The 24,648-nt window shown below is 62.6% G+C and carries 25 protein-coding genes and 1 tRNA gene; 6 read left to right on the top strand and 20 right to left on the bottom strand.

All coding sequences use genetic code 11. From position 1 onward, the window contains the following. Nucleotides 1-8: 8 nt before the first annotated feature. From B5G28_RS03230 to ruvC, 6 genes are all read right to left on the bottom strand, one after another. Nucleotides 9-848, bottom strand: a complete 840-nt coding sequence (locus B5G28_RS03230) for an energy-coupling factor transporter ATPase (protein WP_087246297.1) — start codon at nucleotides 846-848, stop codon at nucleotides 9-11. Between the two features lie 86 nt (nucleotides 849-934). Further along, nucleotides 935-1,813: a class I SAM-dependent methyltransferase gene (locus B5G28_RS03225; protein WP_087246296.1), complete on the bottom strand. Its 879-nt coding sequence runs from the start codon at nucleotides 1,811-1,813 to the stop codon at nucleotides 935-937. 37 nt (nucleotides 1,814-1,850) lie between these two features. Beyond that, entirely contained in the window at nucleotides 1,851-3,206 is a 1,356-nt protein-coding gene (gene glmM / locus B5G28_RS03220) for a phosphoglucosamine mutase (RefSeq protein WP_087246295.1), read from the bottom strand. A 66-nt stretch (nucleotides 3,207-3,272) separates the two neighbouring features. Next, on the bottom strand, nucleotides 3,273-4,325 hold the full coding sequence (ruvB, locus tag B5G28_RS03215; protein WP_087246294.1) for a Holliday junction branch migration DNA helicase RuvB: 1,053 nt from the start codon (nucleotides 4,323-4,325) through the stop codon (nucleotides 3,273-3,275). A 3-nt stretch (nucleotides 4,326-4,328) separates the two neighbouring features. Next, the gene (ruvA, locus tag B5G28_RS03210; RefSeq protein WP_087246293.1) at nucleotides 4,329-4,937 is read right to left on the bottom strand and encodes a Holliday junction branch migration protein RuvA; all 609 of its coding nucleotides are present in this window, start codon (nucleotides 4,935-4,937) and stop codon (nucleotides 4,329-4,331) included. A gap of 32 nt (nucleotides 4,938-4,969) precedes the next feature. After that, nucleotides 4,970-5,482, bottom strand: a complete 513-nt coding sequence (gene ruvC, locus B5G28_RS03205; protein WP_087246292.1) for a crossover junction endodeoxyribonuclease RuvC — start codon at nucleotides 5,480-5,482, stop codon at nucleotides 4,970-4,972. 200 nt (nucleotides 5,483-5,682) lie between these two features. On the opposite strand from ruvC, the gene B5G28_RS03200 reads away from it, so the two are divergent. After that, a tRNA-Val gene (locus B5G28_RS03200) sits at nucleotides 5,683-5,758 on the top strand. Nucleotides 5,759-6,281: 523 nt separating this feature from the next. Here the strand turns inward: B5G28_RS03200 and B5G28_RS03195 are convergent. From B5G28_RS03195 to B5G28_RS03180, 4 genes are all read right to left on the bottom strand, one after another. Next, a complete protein-coding gene (locus tag B5G28_RS03195) occupies nucleotides 6,282-6,959 on the bottom strand; it encodes a hypothetical protein (protein ID WP_087246291.1) in 678 nt (225 codons plus the stop codon). Between the two features lie 295 nt (nucleotides 6,960-7,254). After that, the gene (locus B5G28_RS03190; protein ID WP_087246290.1) at nucleotides 7,255-8,160 is read right to left on the bottom strand and encodes a DegV family protein; all 906 of its coding nucleotides are present in this window, start codon (nucleotides 8,158-8,160) and stop codon (nucleotides 7,255-7,257) included. 17 nt (nucleotides 8,161-8,177) lie between these two features. Further along, entirely contained in the window at nucleotides 8,178-9,470 is a 1,293-nt protein-coding gene (locus tag B5G28_RS03185) for an adenylosuccinate synthase (protein WP_087246289.1), read from the bottom strand. A 204-nt stretch (nucleotides 9,471-9,674) separates the two neighbouring features. After that, entirely contained in the window at nucleotides 9,675-9,902 is a 228-nt protein-coding gene (locus B5G28_RS03180) for a DUF896 domain-containing protein (protein WP_087246288.1), read from the bottom strand. 61 nt (nucleotides 9,903-9,963) lie between these two features. Between B5G28_RS03180 and B5G28_RS03175 the strand changes: the two genes are divergently transcribed. Continuing rightward, the gene (locus B5G28_RS03175) at nucleotides 9,964-10,587 is read left to right on the top strand and encodes an epoxyqueuosine reductase QueH (RefSeq protein WP_087246287.1); all 624 of its coding nucleotides are present in this window, start codon (nucleotides 9,964-9,966) and stop codon (nucleotides 10,585-10,587) included. Between the two features lie 4 nt (nucleotides 10,588-10,591). On the opposite strand, the gene B5G28_RS03170 is transcribed toward B5G28_RS03175, so the two are convergent. From B5G28_RS03170 to B5G28_RS03140, 7 genes are all read right to left on the bottom strand, one after another. Further along, nucleotides 10,592-11,740, bottom strand: coding sequence for an MFS transporter (locus B5G28_RS03170; RefSeq protein ID WP_087246286.1), 1,149 nt, complete (start codon nucleotides 11,738-11,740; stop codon nucleotides 10,592-10,594). Nucleotides 11,741-11,834: 94 nt separating this feature from the next. Continuing rightward, nucleotides 11,835-12,635 carry an RnfABCDGE type electron transport complex subunit B gene (locus B5G28_RS03165; protein ID WP_087246285.1) on the bottom strand — a complete coding sequence of 267 codons (801 nt, stop codon included), beginning with the start codon at nucleotides 12,633-12,635 and terminating at the stop codon, nucleotides 11,835-11,837. Between the two features lie 18 nt (nucleotides 12,636-12,653). Next, entirely contained in the window at nucleotides 12,654-13,286 is a 633-nt protein-coding gene (locus tag B5G28_RS03160; protein ID WP_087246284.1) for an Rnf-Nqr domain containing protein, read from the bottom strand. Then, complete coding sequence (locus B5G28_RS03155) at nucleotides 13,283-13,957, bottom strand: electron transport complex subunit E (protein WP_087246283.1); 675 nt, start codon at nucleotides 13,955-13,957, stop codon at nucleotides 13,283-13,285. The genes B5G28_RS03160 and B5G28_RS03155 overlap by 4 nt, the downstream gene beginning before the upstream one ends. A gap of 19 nt (nucleotides 13,958-13,976) precedes the next feature. After that, nucleotides 13,977-14,525, bottom strand: coding sequence for an FMN-binding protein (locus B5G28_RS03150; protein ID WP_087246282.1), 549 nt, complete (start codon nucleotides 14,523-14,525; stop codon nucleotides 13,977-13,979). Next, nucleotides 14,522-15,484, bottom strand: coding sequence for an RnfABCDGE type electron transport complex subunit D (locus tag B5G28_RS03145; RefSeq protein ID WP_087246281.1), 963 nt, complete (start codon nucleotides 15,482-15,484; stop codon nucleotides 14,522-14,524). The genes B5G28_RS03150 and B5G28_RS03145 overlap by 4 nt, the downstream gene beginning before the upstream one ends. Before the next feature lie 2 nt (nucleotides 15,485-15,486). Continuing rightward, a complete protein-coding gene (locus tag B5G28_RS03140; RefSeq protein ID WP_087246280.1) occupies nucleotides 15,487-16,809 on the bottom strand; it encodes an RnfABCDGE type electron transport complex subunit C in 1,323 nt (440 codons plus the stop codon). A gap of 373 nt (nucleotides 16,810-17,182) precedes the next feature. Here B5G28_RS03140 and B5G28_RS15125 point away from each other — a divergent pair, with 373 nt between their 5' ends. Beyond that, a complete protein-coding gene (locus B5G28_RS15125; protein WP_255396766.1) occupies nucleotides 17,183-17,314 on the top strand; it encodes a hypothetical protein in 132 nt (43 codons plus the stop codon). An 89-nt stretch (nucleotides 17,315-17,403) separates the two neighbouring features. Here the strand turns inward: B5G28_RS15125 and B5G28_RS03135 are convergent, their stop codons facing one another. Beyond that, nucleotides 17,404-19,692, bottom strand: coding sequence for a PP2C family protein-serine/threonine phosphatase (locus B5G28_RS03135; protein WP_087246279.1), 2,289 nt, complete (start codon nucleotides 19,690-19,692; stop codon nucleotides 17,404-17,406). 201 nt (nucleotides 19,693-19,893) lie between these two features. Beyond that, entirely contained in the window at nucleotides 19,894-21,372 is a 1,479-nt protein-coding gene (gene gltX, locus B5G28_RS03130; protein ID WP_087246278.1) for a glutamate--tRNA ligase, read from the bottom strand. Nucleotides 21,373-21,710: 338 nt separating this feature from the next. Here gltX and B5G28_RS03125 point away from each other — a divergent pair, with 338 nt between their 5' ends. From B5G28_RS03125 to B5G28_RS03115, 3 genes are all read left to right on the top strand, one after another. Further along, nucleotides 21,711-22,574, top strand: coding sequence for a transporter substrate-binding domain-containing protein (locus B5G28_RS03125; protein ID WP_087246277.1), 864 nt, complete (start codon nucleotides 21,711-21,713; stop codon nucleotides 22,572-22,574). Between the two features lie 102 nt (nucleotides 22,575-22,676). Continuing rightward, nucleotides 22,677-23,501: an amino acid ABC transporter permease gene (locus B5G28_RS03120; protein WP_087246276.1), complete on the top strand. Its 825-nt coding sequence runs from the start codon at nucleotides 22,677-22,679 to the stop codon at nucleotides 23,499-23,501. Next, nucleotides 23,494-24,234, top strand: coding sequence for an amino acid ABC transporter ATP-binding protein (locus B5G28_RS03115; RefSeq protein WP_087246275.1), 741 nt, complete (start codon nucleotides 23,494-23,496; stop codon nucleotides 24,232-24,234). Before B5G28_RS03120 ends, B5G28_RS03115 begins: the two co-directional genes overlap by 8 nt. 35 nt (nucleotides 24,235-24,269) lie before the next feature. On the opposite strand, the gene B5G28_RS14785 is transcribed toward B5G28_RS03115, so the two are convergent. Then, the coding region (locus tag B5G28_RS14785) for a hypothetical protein (RefSeq protein WP_204228800.1) at nucleotides 24,270-24,648 on the bottom strand (379 nt) is incomplete at its 5' end.

Below are 24,648 nucleotides of genomic sequence, written 5' to 3'. Positions count from 1 at the left end.
GCCCTCCCTCACTTCAGCAGCTCGTAGAGAGCCTGTGCACATTCGCCGGGGTCGATGATGCCCTCCGGCATGGGGATGCCGGCCTTCACCAGCTCGTCCCGCAGCTCGGCGGCCTGGGGCACGTCCAGGTGCAGGGCCCGGACTTCCTCGGTGCGGCTGAACACCTCTTTGGGGGTGCCCTCCATCACGATGTGGCCGCGGCTCATGACGATGACCCGGTCGGCCTGGGCGGCCTCCTCCATATAGTGGGTGATAGCCACCACGGTGATCCCCATATCCCGGTTCAGCCGGTGGATGGTCTGCATCACCTGTTCCCGGCCCCGGGGATCCAGCATGGCGGTGGCCTCGTCCAGCACGATGCAGTCGGGGCTCATGGCCACGATGCCCGCAATGGCCACCCGCTGTTTCTGGCCGCCCGACAGGTTGTGGGGAGCCCGGGTGCGCATCTCATAGATGCCGGTCATCTTCATGGCGTCGTCGATGCGGCGGCGCATTTCTTCGGTGGGGACGCCCAGGTTTTCCAGGGCGAAAGCCACGTCCTCCTCCACCACGGTGGCTACAATCTGGTTGTCCGGGTTCTGGAACACCATGCCCACCTTCTGGCGGATGTCGTACAGCTTGTCATCGTCGGCGGTATCCATCCCCTCCACCGTGACCGTGCCGGTCTCGGGCAGAAGAATGGCGTTGAAGTGCTTGGCCAGGGTGGATTTGCCGCAGCCGTTGGCCCCCAGCACCGCCACAAACTCGCCCCGCTTCACAGCGGCCGAAACGCCGTTCAGGGCGTAGCTGGCTCCCTCCGGGTCATACCGGAAGTGCAGGTCCTTGGCCTGCAGAATTGTTTCGTTCATTTGTCCTTCTCTTTTCTGGTGGCACGCCCGTCCGGCCCTTGGCCCCGGGCTGCGCCCCATGCTCAGGTTGGTGTGTTGATTTTCGTTCACAGCGACTCCCAGATCGCGGTGGAGCCGCAGGGCACCACGCCGCCGGTTTCCTTCACCGGCAGGCCGATCTCGTCGCAGCTGGTGGCGCCCCCGAACCGGGGCGTCAGGGTGGTCTTGAGGATATACTCCATCACCGCCGGGGACAGGCCCGCCGTGTAGCTGTTGACCGCAAAGAACAGCGGATGGTCGCTCAGCACGTCGGCGCACTGGCAGATCAGGTCATAGATGCAGTCCTCCAGCTTCCACACCTCGCCGCCGGGACCTCGGCCATAGCTGGGCGGGTCCATGATGATGGCGTCGTAGGTGTTGCCGCGGCGCTTTTCCCGGGCCACGAACTTGCTGCAGTCGTCCACCAGCCACCGGATGGGCCGGTCGGCCAGGCCGCTGGCCACAGCGTTTTCCTTGCCCCACTGGACCATGCCCTTGGATGCGTCCACATGGCAGACCGAGGCCCCCGCCGCAGCGCAGGCCAGGGTGGCGCCGCCGGTGTAGCCGAACAGGTTCAGCACCCGGATGGGGCGGCCGGCGGCCCGGATTTTCTGGTCATACCAGGCCCAGTTCACCGCCTGTTCCGGGAACACGCCGGTGTGCTTGAAGCCGGTGGGGCTGACGATCAGGGTCAGCCGCCCGGGGCCCTCTCCGCAGTGAATCTGCCAGCGCTCGGGCAGGGGGCGGCGATGTTCCCAGCTGCCGCCGCCCTGGTTGGAGCGGTGATAGATGGCGTCGGCCCGGGCCCACAGGGGGCTCTGGGGCGCACTTTTCCAGACCACCTGGGGGTCAGGCCGGACCAGAAGGGCTTCCCCCCACCGCTCCAGCCGGTTGCCCCCGGTGGCGTCCAATAATTCGTAATCCTTCCAGCTGTCGGCTGCTCTCATGGTCTTCCTCTTTCAGAAACGTCTTAAAAACAGGTTATCACTTTTTCAGAATGCGGCGGTTGATCCGCTCCACAATCCGCTCGGCGCAGGCCCGGATCTCCTCCAGGTTTTCGCCCTCCACCATGACGCGGATTTTGGGCTCGGTGCCCGACACGCGGACCAGAACCCGGCCCATCCCCATCAGCTTCTGCTGCTCGTTCTCGATGAAGCCAGCCAGCACCTCGTCCTCCTTGTAGGCGGCCTTCTGGGCGGCGTTGGCTTCCACATTGATGAGCACCTGGGGGAACTGGGCATAGATGCCGTTGAGCTCGCTCATCTTCTTGCCGCTCTCGGCCAGCAGGGTCAGCAGCTTGCCGGCGGTCAGCTCGCCGTCGCCGGTGGTGGCGTGGTGGAGCAGAATCACATGGCCGCTCTGCTCGCCGCCGATGGCATAGCCGTTCTCCCGCATATTCTCCAGCACGTACCGGTCGCCCACGGCGGTCTTTTCGGTGCGGATGCCCTGGCGCTCCATGAACTTCACAAAGCCCAGGTTGGACATGACCGTCACCACAGCGGTGTCGGCGTCCAGCTTGCCCTTGGCCTTCATCATCATGGACAGCAGGGCGATGATCTTGTCGCCGTCGATCTCCTGGCCCTTTTCGTCGCAGGCCAGGCAGCGGTCGGCGTCGCCGTCAAAGGCGATGCCGCAGTCATAGCCGCCGTCCACCACGGCTTTTTCCAGTTTTTCCAGATGGGTGCTGCCCACCCCATCGTTGATGTTCTTGCCGTCGGGGGTGACGCCCAGGAAGGTGCACTTGGCCCCCAGACGGGGGAACAGCTTCTGGGCCACCGCAGCGGCGGCGCCGTTGGCGCAGTCGATGCAGACATTCAGGCCGGTCAGGTCCCCTTCCACCGACTCATACAGGTGGTCCACATAATCCCGCAGGCCGTCGGTCCGGAAGGACACCTGGCCCACCCCGGCGCCAGTGGCCAGAGGGATATCCTTGCAGTCGTTGTCGATGTGGGCCTCGATCTGGGCCTCCACCTCGTCGGGCAGCTTGTAGCCGGTGGAGGCAAAGACCTTGATGCCGTTGAATTCCATGGGGTTGTGGGAGGCCGAAATCACCACGCCGGCGTCCGCCTTGTACTTGGTGACCAGGTAGGCCACCGCCGGGGTGGGCAGAACGCCCAGAGCCTCCACGTCGGCGCCCACGCTGCACAGGCCGGCGGTGAGGGCGGCCTCCAGCATATCGCCCGACTGGCGGGTGTCCTTGCCAATCAGAATGCGGGGCTTGCGGCCGGTGCTGTCGGTCAGGACCGCCGCCACGCCGCGGCCCAGCTTCATCGCCAGCTCACAGGTCAGGTCAACGCCGGCAATGCCCCGCACGCCGTCGGTTCCAAAATACTTTCCCATACCATCAGATCCCTTCTTGCAGGCCGCAGAGCGGCACTCTCTATAGACGTTTTTATGCGGCGGTCCTCAGAACATGCTCTGCTGGCCGCCGTCCTCGGCACAGTCGGTCTCGGGGGGACGCATGCCCAGATGCTCATAGGCCAGATGGGTCACGCACCGGCCCCGGGGGGTCCGGGTCAGAAAGCCCATCTGCATCAGATAGGGCTCGCACAAATCCTCCAGGGTGACGGCTTCCTCACCCAGGGCGGCGGCCAGGGTTTCCAGGCCCACCGGCCCGCCGCCGTACATCTCAATGATGGCCCGCAGCAAACTGCGGTCCAGCTCGTCCAGCCCCAGGGCGTCCACATCCATCCGGCGCAGGGCCATCAGGCAGACGTCCTGGTCGATGACGCCGTCCCCCAGCACGGTGGCAAAGTCCCGCACCCGCTTGAGGAAGCGGTTGGCCACGCGGGGGGTGCCCCGGCTGCGCTTGGCCAGCTCATAGGCACCCTCGGGGGTGATGGGCTGGTCCAGAATGCCGGCGCTGCGGCGGATGATCTTGGCCAGCTCGTCGGGGCTGTACAGCTCCAGCTTGAGCAGGACGCCGAACCGGTCCCGCAGGGGGCCGGTCAGCTGGCCGGCCCGGGTGGTGGCGCCCACCAGAGTGAAATGGGGCAGGTTGATCCGGATGCTCTGGGCGCTGGGGCCCTTGCCGATGATGATATCCAGGGCGTAGTCCTCCAGGGCCGGATACAGCACTTCCTCCACCTGGCGGGACAGCCGGTGGATCTCATCAATAAAGAGGACGTCCCCTTCCTGCAGGTTGGTGAGCAGGGCCGCCAGGTCTCCCGGCTTCTCGATGGCGGGGCCGCTGGTGATGCGGATCTGCACCCCCATCTCGTTGGCAATGATGCCGGCCAGGGTGGTTTTGCCCAGGCCCGGCGGGCCGTAGAGCAGCACATGGTCCATGGCCTCTCCCCGGCGGCGGGCGGCCTCCAGGTAGACTTTCAGGTTCTGCTTGACCTTTTCCTGTCCGATGTAGTCCTCCAGATGCTGGGGGCGGAGGTTGTTTTCCTCGCTGTCCGCCGCCGTCAGGCCGGGCTGCATCATTTTTGCGCCATAAAGTGCTTCGTCCTGCATGGATTATCTCCCCCCTGCCATGCCCCGCAGCGCCAGGCGGATGATCTCCTCCACCGGCAGCGCAGGATCAATCTTGGAAATGGCCAGGGCGGCCTCGCTCTGGCTGTAGCCCAGGGACACCAGCGCCGCAATGGCCTGGCTGCCGCTCTGGCCCGACGTGGTGGACGCCACGCCGGACAGGTCTTCCATGGTGGCCGACCCGGCAGCGCCCTTGGCCACCTTGTCTTTCAGTTCCAGCACAATCCGCTGGGCCAGCTTGGGGCCCACGCCGTTGGCGGCCTTGAAGGCCTTGTGGTCCCCTGCCGACACCGCCAGGTACACCCGGTCCGGCTCCATGACGCTCAGGATGGCCAGGCCCACCTTTGGGCCCACCCCCGACACGCCCGTCAGCAGTTTGAAGCAGTTCTGCTGTTCCTCGGTGGCAAAGCCATAGAGGCTGATGTCATTTTCGGTGACGTTCAGAACGGTATAGAGGGTGGCCTCCGACCCGGCTCCCGGCATGGCCGCCGCCACATTGGAGGGGCACTGGGCGCAATAGCCCACCCCGCCGCAGGAAATGACCACACTGTCCAGCGTTTTCTTGATGATTTTTCCGCTCAGGCAATAAATCATAGTGTATCCTCAAAACGATCTTTCCGGGCGGCTCAGATGGGCCCGATTCGCCGGGCCGACAGGCGGCTCAGCTGGTTGGCATGGGTATGGCAGAAGGTGATGGCCATGGCCAGCGCGTCGGCGGTGTCGTCGGGCTTGGGGATGGCGGGCAGATGCAGCAGGATGCGGGTCATCTCCTGCACCTGTTTTTTGACCGCCTTGCCGTAGCCGGTGACTGCCTGCTTGACCTGCATGGGGGTATACTCATACACCGGCAGGCCCGCCTGGGCCGCCGCCAGCAGAATCACCCCGCGGGCCTCGGCCACGCCGATGACGGTGGTCTGGTTGTGCTGGTAGAACAGTTTTTCGATGGCCAGCACCTCCGGCTGGGTGCGGTGAATCACATCGCAGACGCCCTCGTACACGTCCCGCAGCCGGCCTTCAAAGGGACGGCCTGCGTCGGTGGTGACGGCCCCGAAATCCACCGGCGCAAACCGGTTTCCTGTATATTCCACGACGCCCCAGCCCACAATCGCGTAGCCGGGGTCAATGCCCAAAACTCTCACCCTCTGCCTTCTGCCTGCCTTTCCCGTTCCGGCGCATTTTGACCGGAAGTTATACTGTTATAGTATAGCACAGCGGCGCGGGAATGGCAATTAAGGGCGCAGGACTCACAATTTTTTTATTTTTGTCTTTTTCCTCTTGCTTTTTCTTCTGAAATGTGCTATCATAACAAAGCCGCGACAAACGGCACAAAAGAAGAGTTGGACGGTTAGCTCAGCTGGTAGAGCATCTGCTTGACGTGCAGGAGGTCACAGGTTCGAGTCCTGTACCGTCCACCAAAAGCCCGGAACTTCGGTTCCGGGCTTTTTTCCGGCTTTTTCGAGAAAAAGCCTTGCAAAAAGCTTCACTGTGTACCATGAAGTTTCCGGGTCTCCGACGCTTCCGCGGGGCCGTTCCGCTCCGGCTCGTTCCCGGCGTTTGGGGCTGTGCCCCGGTACGATGCAAACTGCCTCATAGCCTGATTTTCTGACCCGCAGAAAAGCTGCATAAAATCAAAACTCCCCGCTTTCCTTTATGGGAACGGGGAGTTTTTATGATCCAGGCCCCACAACAAACAATGCGAGGGCCAGCTCGTGAGAGCCGGCCCTCGCAGAGGGACCCTATCTTTCGTGACGCAAAAGTTCTTTTGTTTTGGTGCGATCAACAACAGAAGGAATATTGGTTAGACATTCCCCTTTGTCGCCACATCGGATGGGTTATTTACCCGAACCTCAGGCGGTCTCTTGCCCGAGATTCCTTACATCACGCCCAGTCATGGTGCTACTGGGGTGTTATAAGTAAATTAGAATTTTTTAGGACTCATTAGCCCTTGGTAGCCTTGCTGGGAACGCGAGTCACAGTCAGAGCAACAACATAAGAAGTGCCGTTATCGCCAACCACCTTGGTAACTGCCATGGTGCCAGTGTACTTGAAGGTGTAGTAGTACTTGCTGCCATTCTCCTCGAAGTCCTTGTTGTTATAAGACACCAGCTCAGCAGCGGTCTGAGTGGCATTGATCTTATCATCATCAGAATCAGCAATCTTCAGATCATTAACTTCCTTAGCCAGAGCCTCAACAACAGCGGCATCGGTATACTTGCTGTAATCCACATCGTCCAACACAACAACACGAGTGATGCTGTTGTTCTCAGCCTTCTTGTACCATTCCTCGCTCTTAACATCATCAATCTTGTTGGCACACAGAACGCCTGCATCAACCAGAGTAGTATCGAACTTGGTCAGATCTTTGCGGTTGATTTCACCAATCTTCTCAGTACCAACGTACTGAACAGCCTTCTCCAGAGTGGTCTGCAGAGAAGAAGAAGCAGTGAAGGTAACCTTATCGGTGACTTTCTTATCCAGAGCAGCAATCACGGTAGTAGCGTTCACACCGGTAGCGGGCTCTTCGGGCTTAGTCTCGCCCTTGCCAGAGCAGCCAGCCAGCATGCTGATGGCCATGATGCCAGCGAGCATCAGAGAAGCAATTTTCTTGAGTTTCATTTGAATTTTTCCTCCTTAAATGGTGTAAAAGATAGAGACCCAAAACAGGTTCAAAGGAAGGTCCTTTCCTTTGTGTGCCTATAATACCATACCCCCCCGTGTCAAGACCCGATTTCAAGATTTTCCATTTTTGCTTAATTTTATATAGTTGGGAAAGGCCCATCTTGGATACAAGACGTTTTGGGGACGGGAAGGCCGGAGGAAATCTACCCAGATTTGACTGTGAAACGCAAAAATCCCCCATTCCGCCCTCACGGGCAGAATGGGGGATTTATGTTACTTATGGTTCAGGGGATTACTGGATGGGGCTTTTCCACTTGCGCATGACGCCCACCCCCAGGGCATGGGGGCCGGTGTGAACGGCAATGGTGGCGCCGATCTGCAGCATTTCCACATCGCACTCACTGGCGGGGTACTTGGCACGCAGGGCGGCCCGCAGCTGCATCCAGAAGCGGCGGCCTTCGTCCGCGTCATAGCCGTAGCCCACAAGGATGCGGTAGTCGTCGGGGTCGGCGTTCCGCTCGGCCAGGTAGCCCAGCAGCTGCTCGATGGCTTTTTCCATGCTCTTCTGCCGGCCGCGGGCCATGCCGCCCGAGAAGATCTCGCCGTCGGCAAAGTGGATCATGGGCTTGACGTTCAGCAGGTTGGCCGCACGGCCCGTCACCTTGCCGATTCGTCCGCCCTTGATGAGGTAGTCCAGATTGCCCACGGTGAAGAAGATCTGGTTGGTGGGGCGGGTGCCGTTGAGCCAGGTGAGGGTCTCGGCCAGGGTGCAGCCCGCAGCCCGCATGGCGGCTGCGTTTTCCACGGTGGCCGCCTCGCTGACAGTGGCTGCGCCGGTGTCCACCACCTCGATGACTGCATCGGGATAGTCCTCCAGCACCAGCTCACGGGCGTTGCGGGCGCTGCCCACACCGCCGCTCATCTTGCCGGTGAAGCACAGACAGAGCACATCGCGGCCCTCCTTGGCCTTCTCCCGAAAGACCCGCTCAAAGTCCTCCAGGGAGGGCAGGCTGGTCTTGGGCAGAATGTCGGGGCGGTCCACCATGAACTGGTAGAAATCCCGCACCGCCATTTCCTGGCCCTCTTTCAGATAGGTCTGGCCGTCAATGGACACGTAGAACGGCACCACGGTCAGCCCCAGCTGATGGATCATTTCCTGCGTCAGGTCGCAGGCGCTGTCTGTAATGATATCGAACATGGTTTTCTCCCCGTTTCTCAGGTACGATGGATGTAAGCCTCCCGCTCAGCGCCCACCGAAATATAGGTGATCTTGCAGCCCACGGCCTTTTCCAGATAGAGGATATAGTTCTGTGCCTCAGCGGGCAGGTCCTCCCAGCGGCGGGCGGCGGTGATGTCGCAGTGCCAGCCGGGCAGGTACTCCACCACCGGCTTGGCGGTGTCCAGAGCCTTGCCCATGGGGAACCGGGTGGTGGTGGTGCCGTCTTCCAGAGTATAGGCGGTCACCACGGGCACCTTCTCCATATAGTCCAGCACGTCCAGCAGGGTCAGAGCCACTTCGTCGCAGCCCTGGCAGGACACGCCGTACCGGCTGGCCACCAGGTCGATGGGGCCGACGCGGCGGGGACGGCCGGTGGCTGCGCCATACTCGTGGCCGGCCTCCCGCAGGAAGTGCTTTTCCTCCTCGGTCATGGCCAGCTCGGCGGTGAAGGGGCCGTCGCCCACGCAGGACGAATAGGCCTTCATGATGCCCACCGAGTGGTCCAGCTTCCGGCCCGGGATGCCTGCGCCGATGGGGGCGTAAGCGCCGATGACGTTGGAAGAGGTGGTGTAGGGGTAAATGCCGAAGTCCACATCCCGCAGAGCGCCCAGCTGAGCCTCAAACAGGATCTTCTTGCCGGCCTGGTCGGCCTCGTCCAGGTAAGCGCCGGCGTCGCAGATGTAGTCCTTGAAGATGGCGGCGTACTTCTCCAGCCAGGCCCACATCTCATCCACGCTGATGGGCTCGGCGTTGTAGCTGCCCTCCATCACCAGGTTTTTGGATTCCACCATGGTTGTCAGGCGCTTGCGGACCGAGTCGTCCAGATGGAGCAGATCCCCCATGCGCAGGGTCTTCTTCATATATTTGTCGCCGTACACATAGGCGATGCCCCGCTTGGTGGAGCCGAACTGTGCGCCGGTCTTGGACAGGCGGGCTTCCTCCAGGCCGTCCTGCAGGACGTGGTAGGGCATGGTGATGGTGGCGCGGTCCGAAATCTTCAGGTTCTCGGGGGAGACGGTAATCCCCTGCTCGCGCAGGCTGGCGATTTCACCATCCAGATGATGCGGGTCGATGACCATGCCATTGCCCATGACGCAGACAATGTTGGGCCGCAGAATGCCCGAGGGCAGCAGGTTCAGGACGAACTTGCCCCGCTCATTTTTGACGGTGTGGCCGGCGTTGTTGCCGCCCTGGTAGCGGACCACGATGTCGTAGTCCTGGCTCAGCAGGTCGACCATGCGGCCTTTGCCCTCGTCGCCCCAGTTGATCCCTGTGATTGCAGTAAGCATAATTGATGACCTCTTTACTGAACTGAAGAACAGCCTTTTCCGTGCACCTTGCCCGGGATACGCTGCCCTGGATCCGGACCGCCTGTCCGGGGTTTCCTCCCCCGGCCTGTGCCGGCGTCCGCCCGCACATTTCTATTATACCATGTATTGCCGTCCAAACAAGTCCCAAATCCGATGGAAACGGTTTTGTTTCGTCCAAAACCTTCAGCTCTTGGGCTGTTTGGGCTTGGGGCTGCGGGCCAGGCGATGACGGGTGCCGTCCGGCTCCTGGATCACGGTGTGGTCCAGCTGATCCCGGAAGGACCGGCGCACCTCCTCCAGATACTCCTGCCGGAGGGCCTGCTGTTCGGCCTTTTCGGCGGGGGTCAGGCCCTCGGGGGTTTTGCTCTTGCGGGCCAGCTCGTTGATGCGGGCGATTTTTTCCTGTGTCATGGTGTTCTCCTTTTGCGCTGGACCAGCGCTTGTGCTATACTCTGCTGTGAGAGGTGATACTATGCCGAATGTTCCCAACTATTCCCGGGAAATGGACGCCGTGCTCCGCGGCCTCAACGGCCGGCGGCCCCGGCTGCTGCTTCACGCCTGCTGCGGGCCCTGTTCCAGCGCGGTATTGGAGCAGCTGTCCCAGTATTTTGAGATAACCATTCTGTACTATAACCCCAACATCTGGCCGGCAGAGGAATACCACCGCCGGGAGGAGGAGCTGGAGCGGTTTGTGGCCCAGGCGCACCCCCTGGGTGTGACGGTGGTGGAGGACCGGTACGATCCCCAGGAGTTCTACGACGCCGCCCGGGGCCTGGAAGACGAGCCCGAACGGGGCCAGCGGTGCACCGCCTGCTACCGGCTGCGGATGCGCCGGGCCGCCCAGTACGCCGCCGAACACGGCTTCGACTGGTTTACCACCACCCTGTCCATCAGCCCCCACAAGGACGCCGTCCGCATCAACCAGATCGGCCAGGAGCTGGCCGCCGAGTTCGGCGTCCCTCACCTGCCCTCGGATTTCAAGAAGAAAAACGGGTATCTCCGTTCCCTCCAGCTGTCGGCGGAGTACGGGCTGTACCGGCAGGACTACTGTGGCTGTGTGTTCAGCGCCCGGCCCCGCGGCCAGGAAGAGGGCTGAGCGCTCAGACTGCTTCCTCCTCGGGCAGGCGGGCCACCAGAACCGCAAAGGCCAGCATGTCCAGGCAGGGCACAATGTTGGAGGCCATGCCTGCGGTCAGGCTCACCGCCTCGGCCACCATGCCAATGATCCAGGGCATGACGATGGCGCCCAGGCTGGCCGCCGGCAGCAGAATGGCGATGCTGGTGACCGAGGTCATCCGGCCGGCGGCTGCCACCGCGGTGGGGTTCATGCCCGCCATGGCGAAGGCGAACAGGAACAGCAGGACGATGGCCGGGGTCTGGCTGCGGGCCAGCATCAGGCCGATGTAGGCCACCAGGCAGCCTGCGCCCATCCCCACCATGGCGCGGCGGGGATTCTTAAAGGGAAAGACAAAGGCGATCAGCAGCCGCCCGATCAGGGTGGCGCCCCACATGACGGTGACGGTGTAGGTGCTGAGCATCCCCGCAATGATGCCGCTGTCCTTGAAATAGGTGACCATCCAGCCGGTGACGCTGGTTTCGGTGGCGTTCTGGCAGAAGATCAGGCCGGTGAGCAGCCAGAAACGGCGGCTGCGCAAAAAGCTCCAGTCGATCTTTCCCCCGGCCTTTTTGCCGCCCTGACCCATGGGGGTGAGGGCAAAGGCCAGCCACAGGGCTGCGCCCAGCAGGGCCAGCAGGAACAGCGGGGCTTTGGCCCCGGCCCGGCCGGCCGCCGCAATCACAAAGGGACACAGCAGCGCGCCGCAGGCATAGCAGCTGTGCATCAGGTTCATGCCCCGGGTCCGGTCAGGACTGCTGTCCCCCACCAGGATGGTGCAGGTGTTGATAACCTGGCCCTTGGCGGCGCCCACCAGGAAAAAGCCCAGGCCCAGCAGAGCCACCGCCCCGGTAAAGCCCATCAGGCTGTAGCCCACCAGGTATCCCAGGGACAGCAGCAGGACGCTGCGCTTCATGCCGCCCAGCATCCCGGGCAGAATCCCCGACAGAAAGCCCGCCACCAGGTTGCCAATGTTCATCAGGCTCAGCAGGGTGCCGGTGATGCCGTAGGCGAAGCCGTACTGCTCCTGCAGCAGGCTCACCACCACGCCGCTGGAGATGGCGCAGATCCCGCTGAAGAAAAAGGCCGTAAATCCCGCGTTCCGCCGCCGGGCCAAGATCTGTTGTTCATCCATACCGTTTCTTCCTCACTGAAAAGCCCCCGCAAGGGCCGGCATGGCCGGGTGTCCTGCGGGGGTGTTGTTGTTTGTATCGAGCCCGGAGACCGTCTTAGCCGTTCTTCTTGAGCGGGTAGGTGATGATCTTCTTGGGGCACTTGGCGACACAGGTGCCGCAGCCGGTGCACTTGTCGTAGTCGATGCGGGCCAGGTTGTCGGTGACGTGGATGGCGTCCGACGGGCAGTTGCGCTGGCACATGCCGCAGGCGATGCAGGCGGTGGCGCAGGCTTTCATGGCCACCGGGCCGCGGTCGCAGTTGGAGCACATGACCACCGGCTTCTCGGGGCCGGCCGTCTGGATCATGATGACGTGCTTGGGGCAGACGGCAGCGCAGGCGCCGCAGCCGGTGCACTTGTCCTGATCCACCACAGCCACACCGTTGACGATGTGGATGGCGTCGAACTTACAGGCCTTGACGCAGTCGCCCAGGCCGGTGCAGGCAAAGGAGCAGTCCTTGGGACCGCCGTACAGGGCAGCGGCAGCGGCGCAGCTCTGAATACCCTTGTACTCATAGCTGGGCTTGCAGTTGTCCTTGTTGCCCTGGCACTGAACCACGGCCTTCTTGGCCACGGCAGACACCTGGGCGCCCATGATCTTGCCGATTTCGGCGGCAGCCTTGGGGCCGCCGGGAGCGCACTTGTCGCAGAGCTCGCCGTCCATGACGATGGCCTTGGCGTAGTCGGCGCAGCCCGCGTAGCCGCAGCCGCCGCAGTTGGCGCCGGCCAGGCAGCCCGTCACCTGCTCGATGCGGGGATCTTCCTCCACTGCCATAAACTTGGATGCGGCCACCAGAATGATGGCGCCCAGGGCACCCACGACGGTACAGAGGACAACAGCCAATACGATACTCATATCCCGTTTCCTCCTCCCTTACAGTGTGACGTTAAACAGGTTCTCGACGATGCCGCCAAAGCCCATGAAGGACAGGCTGGTGATCGCCGCGGCGACCAGGGTGATGGGCAGGCCCTTCATGGGGCCGGGCGCGTCGCAGACTTCCACCCGCTTGCGCACGCAGCTGAACATACACATGGCCAGCATGAAGCCGACGCCCGCGCCCACGGCGCAGACCAGCGACTCGATGTAGGCCCAGCCGAAGCCCAGGGCAGCCACATCCGCGCCGTAGTCGTCCACGACCAGGATGGCCACGCCCAGCACGCAGCAGTTGGTGGTGATCAGGGGCAGGTAGACGCCCAGGGCGTTGTACAGCGAGACCATATACTTTTTCAGGAAGATCTCGATGAACTGCACCAGCACCGCGATGACCAGAATGAACACGATGGTTTGCAGATAACCCAGCCCGGCCGGGTCAAGGACATAGATCTGGATGGGGAAGGTGACGGCCGTCGCCATGAACATGACGAAGATGACCGCGCCCGACATACCCAGCGAGGAGTCCAGCTTTTTGGACACGCCCAGGAACGGGCAGATGCCAAGGAACTTCACCAGCACGTAGTTGTTGACCAGGATCATGCTGAAGAAGATAGCCGCAAGTTTAACGATCATTTGTTATCCTCTCCTTCCTGCAGATCCTTCATGGGCTGGCAGCCGATCTTGCGCTCGATGCGGGCGTCCAGCTTGCCCTCCACCCAGATGCACAGGCCCATCAGCAGGCCAAAGCAGAGGAAGGCGCCGGGAGCCTGGGTCATGATGCCGATGGTGACAAAGCCTTCGGGCATGACCTGGAAGCCCAGCCAGGTGCCGTTGCCCAGGATCTCGCGGATGGTGGACATGAGCAGCAGCGTCAGGGTGTAGCCGATGCCCATGCCGATACCGTCGATGGCCGAGTCAACGACGGTGTTCTTGCAGGCGAACATCTCGGCGCGGCCCAGAATGATGCAGTTGACGACGATCAGGGGGATGAACACGCCCATGGCGTCGTACAGGCTCTGGGTGAAAGCCTGCATCACCATCTGGACGATGGTGACGAAGCTGGCGATGATGACGATGTAGCAGGGCAGGTGGACCTTGGCGGGGATGATGTTGCGCAGCATGGCGATGATCACGTTGGACAGCACCAGCACGAAGGTGAACGCCGCGCCCATGCCGAAGGCGTTCGAGACCGAGGTGGTCAGCGCCAGGGTGGAGCAGGTGCCCAGCACCAGGCGGAGGACCGGGTTCTCCTTGATGATACCATTGGTAAGGATGCTTACCTTGGAGACTTTTTCTTGTGCCATTGTATTGATTCAGCCTCCTTTATGCGAGCTCGTTGTAGCAGTTGATGCAGTCGTTGATGGCTGCGAAGAGGGCGTCGGTGGAGTAGGTCGCGCCGGTCACGGCATCGTAGCCCTGACCCTTGGCGATGTTCTCGCCGGCGGTCAGCCCGTCGAACTGGGCCAGATAGTCGGGCAGCGCCACATTGGTGCCGATGCCGCTGGTCTGGCTCGAAGCGTCCACGTGGATGCCGGTCATGGTGCCGGTGGTGTCAAAGCCGACGATGACATTGACCATGCCGCCGTTGTAGCCGCTCTCGGACGCCTGCATGGCGATGGAGCCGTCGGGGGCGCGGACGGCGCCGGTGATGCCGGCGGTGGTGTAGTCGGTGATCTCTTCCAGCTCGGCAGCGTCGGAAACGGTGGGCAGCACCTCCACGTAGGCCACCAGGGTGGCGGCCTTCTGGTTGGCCTCGATGACCGGCGCGGTGACCGAGTTGACCAGGGCCAGCAGGAGGCTGGCCACCAGGGAGCTGAGGGTCAGCACCAGGATCGGTTTGATGGTTCTCTCCCAGTTAGAAGATTTCGTCATTTGGAAGCGCCCTCCTTTCCTGCCTTTTTGCCCGGCTTGACATAGCCGTAGGGGACCTGGCGGGTGGCGTCATTGATGAAGGGCACCCACAGGTTCATGAACAGCAGCGCGAAGGAGACGCCCTCGGTGTAGCTGCCCCAGTAGCGGATGGCAAATGTAACAACGCCCAGGCAGATGCCGTACAGCAGCTTGCCCTTCAGGGTAAAGGGGCTGGTGACATAGTCGGTGGCCATAAAGACGGCGCCGAACAGCAGACCGCCGGACAGGACCTCCACCAGGCTCTCATGGACGCTGCCGGTGGCGATCATATAGAAGACAAAGACGCTGCCCACATAGGTCAGAGGGATGGAGGGGCTGATGGTCTTGGTGACCACCAGGTAGACAAAGCCCAGCAGGATGGCCAGGGCGCAGGTCTCGCCCAGGACGCCGCCATGGATGCCCATGAACAGGTCCAGCAGGTTCAGACGGCCGGGATCAGCCACCTGCAGCGGGGTTGCGCTGGCCAGCTGGTCCACCGCAGCGTCGGGGAACACCCAGGCGTTCATCTCGTTGGTGAAGCTGAGGAACAGGACAATGCGGCCCACCAGGGCGGGGTTGGCAAAGTTCATGCCGATGCCGCCGAACAGCTGCTTGGTGATGAGGATGGCTGCCACAGCGCCCACGGCCACCTGGCCCAGGGGCATATTGACAGGCACGTTCATGGCCAGGATGATGCCGGTAACCACGGCGGACAGATCGCCGACGGGGGTGGGCTTTTTGAGCAGCTTGCAGTACAGCCACTCCAGGGCCACGCAGATCACCACCGAGAAGGCGGTGACCAGCAGAGCCCGCAGGCCAAAGATGACCGCCGAAGCGACCACCACCGGGCACAGGGCGACGATGACGTTGGCCATCAGGCCCCGGGTGGTCTCATCCGACCGGACGTGCGGGGAGGCCGAAACAATAAGCTTGGTGTCCATGATTACTTATTGCCTCCTTTTTTGATTTGATCGAGGTAGTAGGCCTTGGCCAGACCCATCATCTGGGTGCAGGGGCGCTTGGCCGGGCACACGAAGGTGCAGGAGCCGCAGTTGAAGCAGTAGTCCACGTGCAGCTTGCCCAGCTCCTCCACGTCGCGGGCGGCGTAAGCTCCATTGACTTCCACCGGGGCCAGGCCCATGGGGCAGTACTCAATGCAGCGGCCGCAGCGGATGCAGGGCTCGGCAGCGGGCGGCGTGGCGGCGGCCTTGCTCAGCAGGATCAGGCCCGAGCAGGTCTTGGTGGTGGGATAGCTCAGATCCTCCACGGCGGGGCCCATCATGGCGCCGCCTGCCACCACCTTGCCCAGGGTGACGTCCGGCTTGAGGCCGGCTGCGTTGACGATATCCTGGTAGGATGCGCCCACCGGGACAATCATGTTCTGGGGCTGGGCGCAGGCGTCGCCGTCCACGGTGACCACCCGCTCCACCACCGGCATACCGGTGGCCAGGTACTTGCCCAGCATGCTGACCGAGGTCACGTTCATGACGATGGCGCCGGCGTCGGCGGGCAGGCCGCCGTGGGGCACTTCGCGGCCCAGGCACTTCTCGATCAGGATCAGCTCTGCGCCGGTGCCGTAGACACTGGGCAGCGGCTTGACGTCGATGTTGGCGATGTCCTTGGTCTTCTGGCACAGCAGGTCGATGCACTCGGGCTTATTCTTCTCGATGCCGATGATACAGCGCGGAATGCCAGTGTACTGGAGCACTGCCTGGATGCCGCGGACGATGTCGTCCGGGCAGGTGAGCATCTCCTGGGTGTCGCTGGTCAGCCAGACCTCGCACTCCGAGGCATTGATCAGCAGGGTATCCACCGGGCTCTTGGGCTGGAGCTTGACGTCGGTCGGGAAACCGGCGCCGCCCAGGCCCACCAGGCCGCTGGCCCGCACGGCTGCCAGGAAGCTGGCCTTGTCGGTGACGACAGGCGGCTGGACCGACGGGTCCACCGTCTGCTTGCCGTCGGTCTCGATGACCACCGAATCACACAGCTTGCCGTTGGACAGGCGGTAGGGCTCCACCGCTTTGACCGTGCCCGAAACGCTGGAGTGGATGTTGGCCGACACAAAACCGCCGGCCTCACCGATCAGCGTGCCAACACAGACCGCATCGCCCTTCTTGACCGTGGCTTTCGCCGGGGCGCCGATATGCTGGCTCATCAGGATGCGCACCTGCGCGGGCAGGGGCATCGGGACAGGCTTGCTTGCAGCGGTTGCTTTGTCATGCGGCGTATGCGCGCCAAGCGCCGCACGTTTCAGCTTGTTCAACATGAACTATACAATCCCCCATTCTGCTTATTGCCGCAGGGCCCTGTCCCAAAAGGGCGCAGTTGTCCCGCGGCTGCTGCTTGACATATTTTTATTGTATCATTTCCCCGGTTTAAGTCAACGCCCAACTGGTCAGAAATTTGATGAAAGAGAAATTTTTTCGCTGTTCGCAGCATTCTGCACGGATATTCCGCATGAATTTTGGTCAATTTTCTCTTTTTCACCCGGCGGCGATTTCCTGATTCTTCCGGCGGTCCGGGTTTGCCAACCGCCGCCGAGTATGCTATACTATAACTATCTTACACCACGCTCCGTGAGGAACGCAGGGCGGGCCGATTTTGCCGCCGCCCGCCTACCACCATAAGGAGGTCCAGACATGAAAGTTCTCAAAGCAATGCTCGTTTTCTTCACTGCTCTTGCCGTCGCAGCAACGGCGCTGCTGCTCTTCTGCCAGGCCAAAAATGCTCCCCACTATATCCGCATCTACGGCGGCGAGGATGAAAACTGACAAAAAATGCACCAAGGGCCTGCTGCGGCAAAGCGGCAGGCCCTTTTCTTGTTTTTCCGGCGCCGCCCTCCCCTGCGGCCATGCGTGATTCAATAGCGTTCCAGCCGCAGGACGGCGGCGGTGATATCGTCGGTACGGCTGTCCTGGCTGGCCCGGGTCCGGGCGGTCTCCACCAGCGTCTGGGCGATCTGTTCGGGGCTGTCCCCTGCAGCCGCCGACAGTTCCAGCTGTTTCAGCACCCAGCCCGGGCCGTCCACCAGCAGGCCGTCCGACACCAGCACCGCCACGTCTCCGGCCGCCAGCCGCACCATCCGGCTCTGGCCGTTGACGCCGCCCAGCACCCCCACCGGGAGGCCCGCCTCCCCTACCGTCCGGGCCTGGCCCTCATGGACAATGAAGCCGGGGGCCGCTCCGGCCTTGAAGATCCGGGCGGTGCCGGTGTAGAGATCCACGCTCAGCAAATCCAGGGTGGCCCCGCTCTCCTCTTCGCTCTTGAGGGCCAGGGCCACATTCACCAGGCGGGCCGCCAGCTCGGCGGTGAACCCCGCCCGCAGCAGCCGTCCCGTCAGGTCGGCAGCCAGATTCCCGTCCACGGCGGCGGGGCGCCCGGTGCCCATTCCGTCGCAGAGGATCATCTGGGCCGCGGTGGGGCTGCAAAACTGCTGCACGGCGTCCCCCGACACGTCCCCCTGGGCGGCGGCCCCCGCCCAGCCGAACACCGCCCGCAGCAGGGGCTTTTCGGTAAAGAGAAGGGTGGTGACCCCCTTGCAGCTCAACTTCTGGGGTGTCTCAAAGCTGCGGCGGCAGAGTTTGCCCACCTCCCCCGCCAGAGCGGACAGTTCTCCCTGACTGAACCGGGCCCGGGGCAGGGTCACCGCCGCCCGGGTGCGGCCCAGATCGTCCAGGGTGACGGCACATTCCAGGGGCGGCATCCCCAGCGAGGAGAAAAACGCCGCCACCCGGCCTGATTTATAGGGCTCGGGGCTGCCCGGGCTGCCTATCTGATCTCCCAGGGCGCTGAGGGCCTGGGCCACGGCGCTGTATTGTTCGGTGAGGGCCGTCCGCATGGCCTCGGCATGGACCCGGGCCTCCTGCCGGCTCTTGTAGAGGGCAAAGGAACGGGTCACCGTCCCCGACAGGGCCGCCGGATGGACGCACCGGGCCAGCTGGCCCGGCAGGTCCTGGGCCTCCACCTGTTGTTTTTCTTCCAGGATGGGCCGCAGCGCCTCAAAGCCCTCCATGGTGACGGTATATTCCTCCTTCCAGCAGGCCTCCTTCCGGCCGCAGTTGGCACAGAGGGCGTCATGGGTGTTGTCCACCACCCACCGCCAGCCCTCCTGGCGGCGGGGCAATCCTTCATAGACCCGGTTGACGGTGTCCGCCAGGGAGGACAGGCTCTCGGCGGCCGCGTTCAGACGGGTGGCTGCCGCCGACAGCTGGGGCCCTTCGGCCCGCTCGGCGGGGTCGTGGGCCAGACTGGGGTCCCGCATCAGAAGCCGCCGGGGCAGGACCAGACAGGCCCCGGCCCCCGCTCCCAGGGCCGCCAGATATCCAAAGGCCATTCCGGGCGGCTGGACCGCCAGAATGCCCAACAGCGCCCCGCCCCCATAAAAGGCCATACAGACCAGTTTGTCCCCCTGGGCCAGCAGGCCCAGAGCGGTACCGCAGCACAGGCCCACCGCGCTGCAGGCCAGGGCGCTGTCGGCGCAGACCAGACCGGCGGCCGCTACCGCCGCGCTGCTGAGAGCGGGCTGGATTTTTCCACGGCAGGCCAGCACCAATGTGTAAAACATGGCGGCAGCCAGCCCCAGATTCACCGCTCCCAGACTGAGAGGGCCCAGGGCCGCTGCCCCGCACAGCACCAGCATCAGCCGGCCTGCCCCCGGTTTTTCGGCGGGCCACCGCCGCAGGATGAAGCCAATCCCGGCGGCCAGCACCGCCTCCGCCCCCGAGAACAGCAGCCCGTCCCCGCCGATGTACATTCGGAAACAGAAGGCGCTGCCCAGCAACAGCACGCATCCCGCCGCGGCCGCCGGCAGATACCGCCGGGGCCAGAGCCACCGGGCCACCACGGCGCCGCCCACCGCACAGATGAGGCAAACCGTCCGCACCCCCTGTCCCCGCAGCAGCAGGGCCAGCACCGCCCCGGCCCCGCAGGCCGCAAAGCAGTCCTCCCCCAGGCCCAGCACCAGGCCCAGGGCAAAGGGGTTCAACTGCCCATACAGCATGGCCCAGCCCCCGGCCAGCCCCGCCAGCAGCCCATAGATCTGCCGCAGCACCGCCCCAATCTGTCCGCGGCGCGCCAGCGCTGCCCCGTCCTGTTCCCGCACCGGCAGCGGCGTGCTGGCCGGACCAAAACCCACAAAACTCTTTTCCATATGTAACGCCCCCTGTAAAAATCATGCATTCCAAAGCTGCTCTGTGCATATACTCTAACAGGGCCGCGCCGCGCTTTTTGCCGCATCTGGCAACAATGACCCAAACAGGCAAAAGAATATAAAAAGGTCCCTGCACCGCCGTTTTGGGCCATGCAGGGACCTTTTTGGTTTGGATTTTTTCTCTTGTCCGGCTTTGAGCGGTTATTCGTCCGCCTTCGCCTGCAGACGCTGGATGGCCAGACGCAGGCGCTCCACCGTCTTTTCCCGGCCCATCATGCAGGCCAGGTCCACGCCGCCGCCCGGGGTCCGCTGTTTGCCCGACAGGGCGATGCCCAGGGGGTACAGCAGCCAGCCGTTCTTCTTCTCCATCCGCTCGGCCAGGGCCTTGCAGGCGTCAAACAGGCCGTCGCGGTCGTTGTAGTCGGTGCCTTCGTCCGACAGCAGCAGTTCCAGAGCGGTCAGGGCTTCCAGAGCCGAGGCCGGGGTGGTCTTCTGCTTCTTGTTGGTGTACAGGCTCAGGTCATAGTCGGGCAGGGCGTCGAAGAAGTCCACCTGCTCGGGGATATCGCTGAGCATCTCGCACCGGGGCTGCAGGTTGGCGCATAGCAGCTCCTTGTTCACCGGGCAGTGCACCGCGCTGTCGATCCAGGAGTCGGCCTTGGCCCGGAACTCCTCGGGGCTCAGGCGGCGGATATATTCGGCGTTGATAGCCCGCAGCTTGAGGGGGTCAAAGATGGCCGGAGACTTGGAAATGCCGGCGGGGTCCCAGATCTTGACCAGCTCGGGCAGGGTGAAGATCTCCTGCTCGGCGTATTCGCCCTTGGGGCTCCAGCCCAGCAGACAGATATAGTTCAGGATGGCCTGGGGCAGGCAGCCCTTGGCGATCAGGTCCTGATAGCTGGCGTCGCCGTTGCGCTTGGACAGCTTGTTCTGGGCGTCCTTCATCACCGGCGGGCAGTGGATGTAGGCGGGAATCTCCCAGCCGAAGGCCTCATACAGCAGGTTATACTTGGGGGTGGAGGACAGGTACTCGCTGCCGCGGATGACGTGGGTAATGCCCATCAGGTGGTCGTCCACCACGTTGGCGAAGTTGTAGGTGGGCATGCCGTCGCTCTTGATGAGGATCTGGTCGTCCATCTCGCAGTTGTTCACCTCGATGTGGCCGTAGACCAGGTCGTCAAAGCCGGTGACGCCGGTGCGGGGGATCTTCTGACGGATGACATAGGGCTCTCCGGCGGCCAGACGGGCCCGCACTTCCTCGGCGGGCAGGTCGCGGCAGCAGCCGTCGTAATGGGTCATCTCGCCCCGGGCCCGCTGCTCGGCGTGGAGGGCGTCCAGACGCTCGTTGGTGCAGAAGCAGTAATAAGCTTTGCCGTCGGCCACCAGCTGTTCGGCGTACTGCTTGAACAGGCCCATCCGCTCGCTCTGGACATAGGGACCCACCGGGCCGCCCACGTCGGGGCCTTCGTCCCACAGCAGGCCCGCCTCACGGCAGGTATTGTAAATCACATCCACGGCACCGTCCACATAGCGCTCCTGGTCGGTGTCCTCAATCCGCAGGATGAAGGTGCCGTCGGTGTGCTTGGCGGTCAGGTAGGCGTACAGAGCAGTGCGCAGATTGCCCACATGCATATACCCGGTGGGTGAAGGGGCAAAACGGGTGCGTACTTTCTTTTCCATGACGATTTCTCCTCTATCATAAAACTGCAAAAAACAGCGTCCTCACAAAAAGACAGTCTTAGTTTACCCGCTTGCAGGGCGTTTGTCAATCGCTGGCAGAGGCTTTCCTATTTTATAATGCTTTCCACTTGACAAATGGCATACATCTGAATACAATAGCATCTGTGAGCCGCATCGGCGCGGCGACGGCATGCGCCGGACGCAGCTTTTTACGCTGACCCCAAACCCCGGTATCCTGCGTGGATGCCGGGTTTTTTGCGGCGGTGGCTCACCGGCCGGACAGGCTCTGCCCGGCCCGACACAAAGAAGGGTTTTTGGGAAAAAGGAGATTCAACCACATGAAAAAGAACAAGATTTTGGCTCTCTGCCTGGCTGTGCTGATGGCAGCCGGCCTGGCAGGCTGCGGCAGTTCCGCAGGCGCATCCGACGTGCCCGACGGCGACGGTGATCCCACCACTCTGACGGTGGCCATGGAGTGCGCTTACGCCCCCTACAACTGGACCCAGAGCGACGACGCCAACGGCGCCGTTCAGATCCGCGATTCCAGCGACTACGCCTATGGCTACGACGTCATGATGGCCAAGAAGATCGCTGAGGCCCTGGGCCAGGACATCAAGATTGTCAAGCTGGACTGGGACAGCCTGATTCCCGCCGTCATGAGCGGTGACGTGGACTGCGTCATCGCCGGCCAGTCCATCACCAGCGAGCGCGCCCAGAAGGTGGACTTCACCGAGCCCTACTACTACGCCTCCATCGTCACCCTGACCAAGAAGGACAGCGCATACGCCTCCGCCACCTGCGTGGATGACCTGGCCAACGCCGTCTGCACCAGCCAGCTGGGCACCATCTGGTACGACATCTGCCTGCCCCAGATCCCCGGCGCAGAGATTCTGCCCGCGCAGGAGACCGCTCCCTCCATGCTGGTGGCCCTGAACAGCGGCGCCTGCGACATCGTGGTCACCGACCGTCCCACCGCACAGGCTGCCCTGGTGGCCTATCCCGACTTCACCCTGCTGGACTTCGGCGGCGGCGAGGGCGACTTTGAGGTCAGCGAGGAAGAGATCAACATCGGCATCTCCCTGAAGAAGGGCAACACCGCCCTCAAGGACGCCATCAACGAGGTGCTGTCCACCATGACTGAGGACGATTACAACGCCATGATGGATGAGGCCATCAAGGCCCAGCCCCTGAGCAACCAGTAAACCCACACAACCACACAGTTTTCGTGCCCCGGCCGGGTGTTCTGCCTGGCCGGGGCCGCGGCTGTCTCTGGCTTTTGGCCGGACGTGCAAAGGAGTTTCCCCATGTACACATTTATCAACGAGTGTGCCTCCATCCTGCAGCAGTATGGCATGTCCTACCTGCGGGGCGCAGGCACCACCCTGCTGCTGGCCCTGGTGGGCACCCTGATCGGCTGCCTCATCGGCTTTGCCGTGGGCACCCTCCAGACCATCCCCATTGATCCCAACCGGGACCCGCTGTACAAGCGGATTCCCCTGCGGCTGCTGCGGATTGTGCTGCGGTGCTATGTGGAACTGTTCCGCGGCACCCCCATGATGATCCAGGCGGTTTTCATCTACTACGGCATGATGCAGATTTTCAACGTCCACATGGAGATGTGGACGGCCGGTTTCCTGATTGTCTCCATCAACACCGGCGCCTACATGGCCGAGACGGTCCGCGGCGGCATCGTGTCCATTGACCCCGGCCAGACCGAGGGCGCCATGGCCATCGGCATGACCCACTGGCAGACCATGCTTCACGTCATCATGCCCCAGGCTCTGCGGAACATTGTGCCCCAGATCGGCAACAACTTCATCATCAACATCAAGGATACCTCGGTGCTGTCGGTCATCTCCATCACCGACCTGTTCTTTGTCCACAAGAGCGTGGTGGGCGCCCTGTACACTTATTTTGAGAGCGCCACCATCGTGATGCTGATTTACCTGACCATGACCCTGGTGTCCAGCTATCTGCTGCGGCTGTGGGAGAAGAAGCTGGACGGGCCCCAGAACTACGACCTGAACACCACCGACACCCTGGCCTACACCAGCGGGATGTACAACGCCCCCGAGCCCAACCATGCGTCCCAGAATCTTGACATGAAGGAGGGTGCAAGCCATGTCTGAGCCCATCATTGAGGTCCGCCACCTGTCCAAGAGCTTTGGCACCCACGTAGTGCTGCGGGACGTGGATTTCACCGTCAAGCCCGGCGACGTCACCTGCGTCATCGGCGCATCGGGCAGCGGCAAGTCCACCCTGCTGCGCTGCATCAACCTGCTGGAGACGCCCACCAGCGGCTCCATCCTGTTCCACGGCCAGGACATCACCGACAAGCGGTTTGATCCCTGCGGATACCGCGCCCGTGTGGGGATGGTGTTCCAGAGCTTCAACCTGTTCAACAACATGACGGTTCTGGACAACTGCACCGCCGGCCTGCGGTACGTCCTGCATCAGGACAAGGAGACCGCACGCCGCACCGCCCTGTCCAACCTGGAAAAGGTGGGCATGGCGCCCTACATCAATGCCCGGCCCCGGCAGCTGTCGGGCGGACAGAAGCAGCGCGTCGCCATTGCCCGGGCCCTGTCCATGCAGCCGGAAGTCCTGCTGTTTGACGAGCCCACCAGCGCCCTTGACCCCCAGATGGTGGGTGAGGTTCTGTCGGTCATGCGGAAACTGGCCGCCGACGGTCTGACCATGATTGTGGTCACCCACGAGATGGCCTTTGCCCGGGATGTTTCCAGCCACGTGGTCTACATGGCCGACGGCGTTATTGCCGAGGAAGGCACGCCCCAGGAGATCTTTGATCATCCCCAGAACCCCAAAACCACCGAGTTCCTCACCCGCTTCCTCTCCCGCTAACTTACTTTTCTGGAAGAAAAGTAAGCAAAAGACTTTCACTGGGTACCATCAACTTTCCGGATCTCCGGCAGTTCCGCGGCGCCTTTACGCTCTGGCTCGTTCCCAGCGTTTGCGCCTGCGGCGCGGTACGATGCAAACTTATCGAAAAAGCACGCAAGAACTCCTTCCTCGCCCCTTTGGGGGCGGGGATTTTTTATTTGGCCTGCAAAATCGCCGCCCCCATGCCCTGGCCTGCCGCTGCCGGATTTTGGCTCGCTCATTTTCCACCACAAAGGGTAGCGCTGCAGCACAACATCGTAAGCGCTCCATAATCCCCCGTGAGGGATAAAGAAAAGAGCTCCCATAAGGAGCTCAAATCGGTTAAAATTATTTGAGTTTGCAATACTCGGGAAGGCTTTCAGCCCAGGGGAGCAG

Origin of the sequence: Faecalibacterium sp. An77 (assembly GCF_002161315.1) — a bacterium.
GTDB lineage: Bacteria > Bacillota > Clostridia > Oscillospirales > Ruminococcaceae > Faecalibacterium.
Note: the sequence above shows the minus strand (reverse complement) of the source record. Positions and strands in the feature narration are given on the sequence as shown.

Bases quoted from the DNA above. Each gene is read 5' to 3' on its own strand.
- B5G28_RS03190 (WP_087246290.1), bottom strand. From the start codon at position 8,160: ATGTTCGATATCATTACAGACAGCGCCTGCGACCTGACGCAGGAAATG.
- B5G28_RS03155 (WP_087246283.1), bottom strand. From the start codon at position 13,957: ATGGCACAAGAAAAAGTCTCCAAGGTAAGCATCCTTACCAATGGTATC.
- B5G28_RS03170 (WP_087246286.1), bottom strand. From the start codon at position 11,740: ATGGATGAACAACAGATCTTGGCCCGGCGGCGGAACGCGGGATTTACG.
- B5G28_RS03125 (WP_087246277.1), top strand. From the start codon at position 21,711: ATGAAAAAGAACAAGATTTTGGCTCTCTGCCTGGCTGTGCTGATGGCA.
- B5G28_RS15125 (WP_255396766.1), top strand. From the start codon at position 17,183: ATGAAAGTTCTCAAAGCAATGCTCGTTTTCTTCACTGCTCTTGCCGTC.
- B5G28_RS03150 (WP_087246282.1), bottom strand. From the start codon at position 14,525: ATGACGAAATCTTCTAACTGGGAGAGAACCATCAAACCGATCCTGGTG.
- B5G28_RS03135 (WP_087246279.1), bottom strand. From the start codon at position 19,692: ATGGAAAAGAGTTTTGTGGGTTTTGGTCCGGCCAGCACGCCGCTGCCG.
- B5G28_RS03175 (WP_087246287.1), top strand. From the start codon at position 9,964: ATGCCGAATGTTCCCAACTATTCCCGGGAAATGGACGCCGTGCTCCGC.
- B5G28_RS03120 (WP_087246276.1), top strand. From the start codon at position 22,677: ATGTACACATTTATCAACGAGTGTGCCTCCATCCTGCAGCAGTATGGC.
- ruvB (WP_087246294.1), bottom strand. From the start codon at position 4,325: ATGCAGGACGAAGCACTTTATGGCGCAAAAATGATGCAGCCCGGCCTG.
- B5G28_RS03160 (WP_087246284.1), bottom strand. From the start codon at position 13,286: ATGATCGTTAAACTTGCGGCTATCTTCTTCAGCATGATCCTGGTCAAC.
- B5G28_RS03165 (WP_087246285.1), bottom strand. From the start codon at position 12,635: ATGAGTATCGTATTGGCTGTTGTCCTCTGTACCGTCGTGGGTGCCCTG.
- B5G28_RS03115 (WP_087246275.1), top strand. From the start codon at position 23,494: ATGTCTGAGCCCATCATTGAGGTCCGCCACCTGTCCAAGAGCTTTGGC.
- B5G28_RS03180 (WP_087246288.1), bottom strand. From the start codon at position 9,902: ATGACACAGGAAAAAATCGCCCGCATCAACGAGCTGGCCCGCAAGAGC.
- glmM (WP_087246295.1), bottom strand. From the start codon at position 3,206: ATGGGAAAGTATTTTGGAACCGACGGCGTGCGGGGCATTGCCGGCGTT.
- ruvA (WP_087246293.1), bottom strand. From the start codon at position 4,937: ATGATTTATTGCCTGAGCGGAAAAATCATCAAGAAAACGCTGGACAGT.
- B5G28_RS03225 (WP_087246296.1), bottom strand. From the start codon at position 1,813: ATGAGAGCAGCCGACAGCTGGAAGGATTACGAATTATTGGACGCCACC.
- gltX (WP_087246278.1), bottom strand. From the start codon at position 21,372: ATGGAAAAGAAAGTACGCACCCGTTTTGCCCCTTCACCCACCGGGTAT.
- B5G28_RS03185 (WP_087246289.1), bottom strand. From the start codon at position 9,470: ATGCTTACTGCAATCACAGGGATCAACTGGGGCGACGAGGGCAAAGGC.
- B5G28_RS03140 (WP_087246280.1), bottom strand. From the start codon at position 16,809: ATGTTGAACAAGCTGAAACGTGCGGCGCTTGGCGCGCATACGCCGCAT.
- B5G28_RS03145 (WP_087246281.1), bottom strand. From the start codon at position 15,484: ATGGACACCAAGCTTATTGTTTCGGCCTCCCCGCACGTCCGGTCGGAT.
- B5G28_RS03230 (WP_087246297.1), bottom strand. From the start codon at position 848: ATGAACGAAACAATTCTGCAGGCCAAGGACCTGCACTTCCGGTATGAC.
- B5G28_RS03195 (WP_087246291.1), bottom strand. From the start codon at position 6,959: ATGAAACTCAAGAAAATTGCTTCTCTGATGCTCGCTGGCATCATGGCC.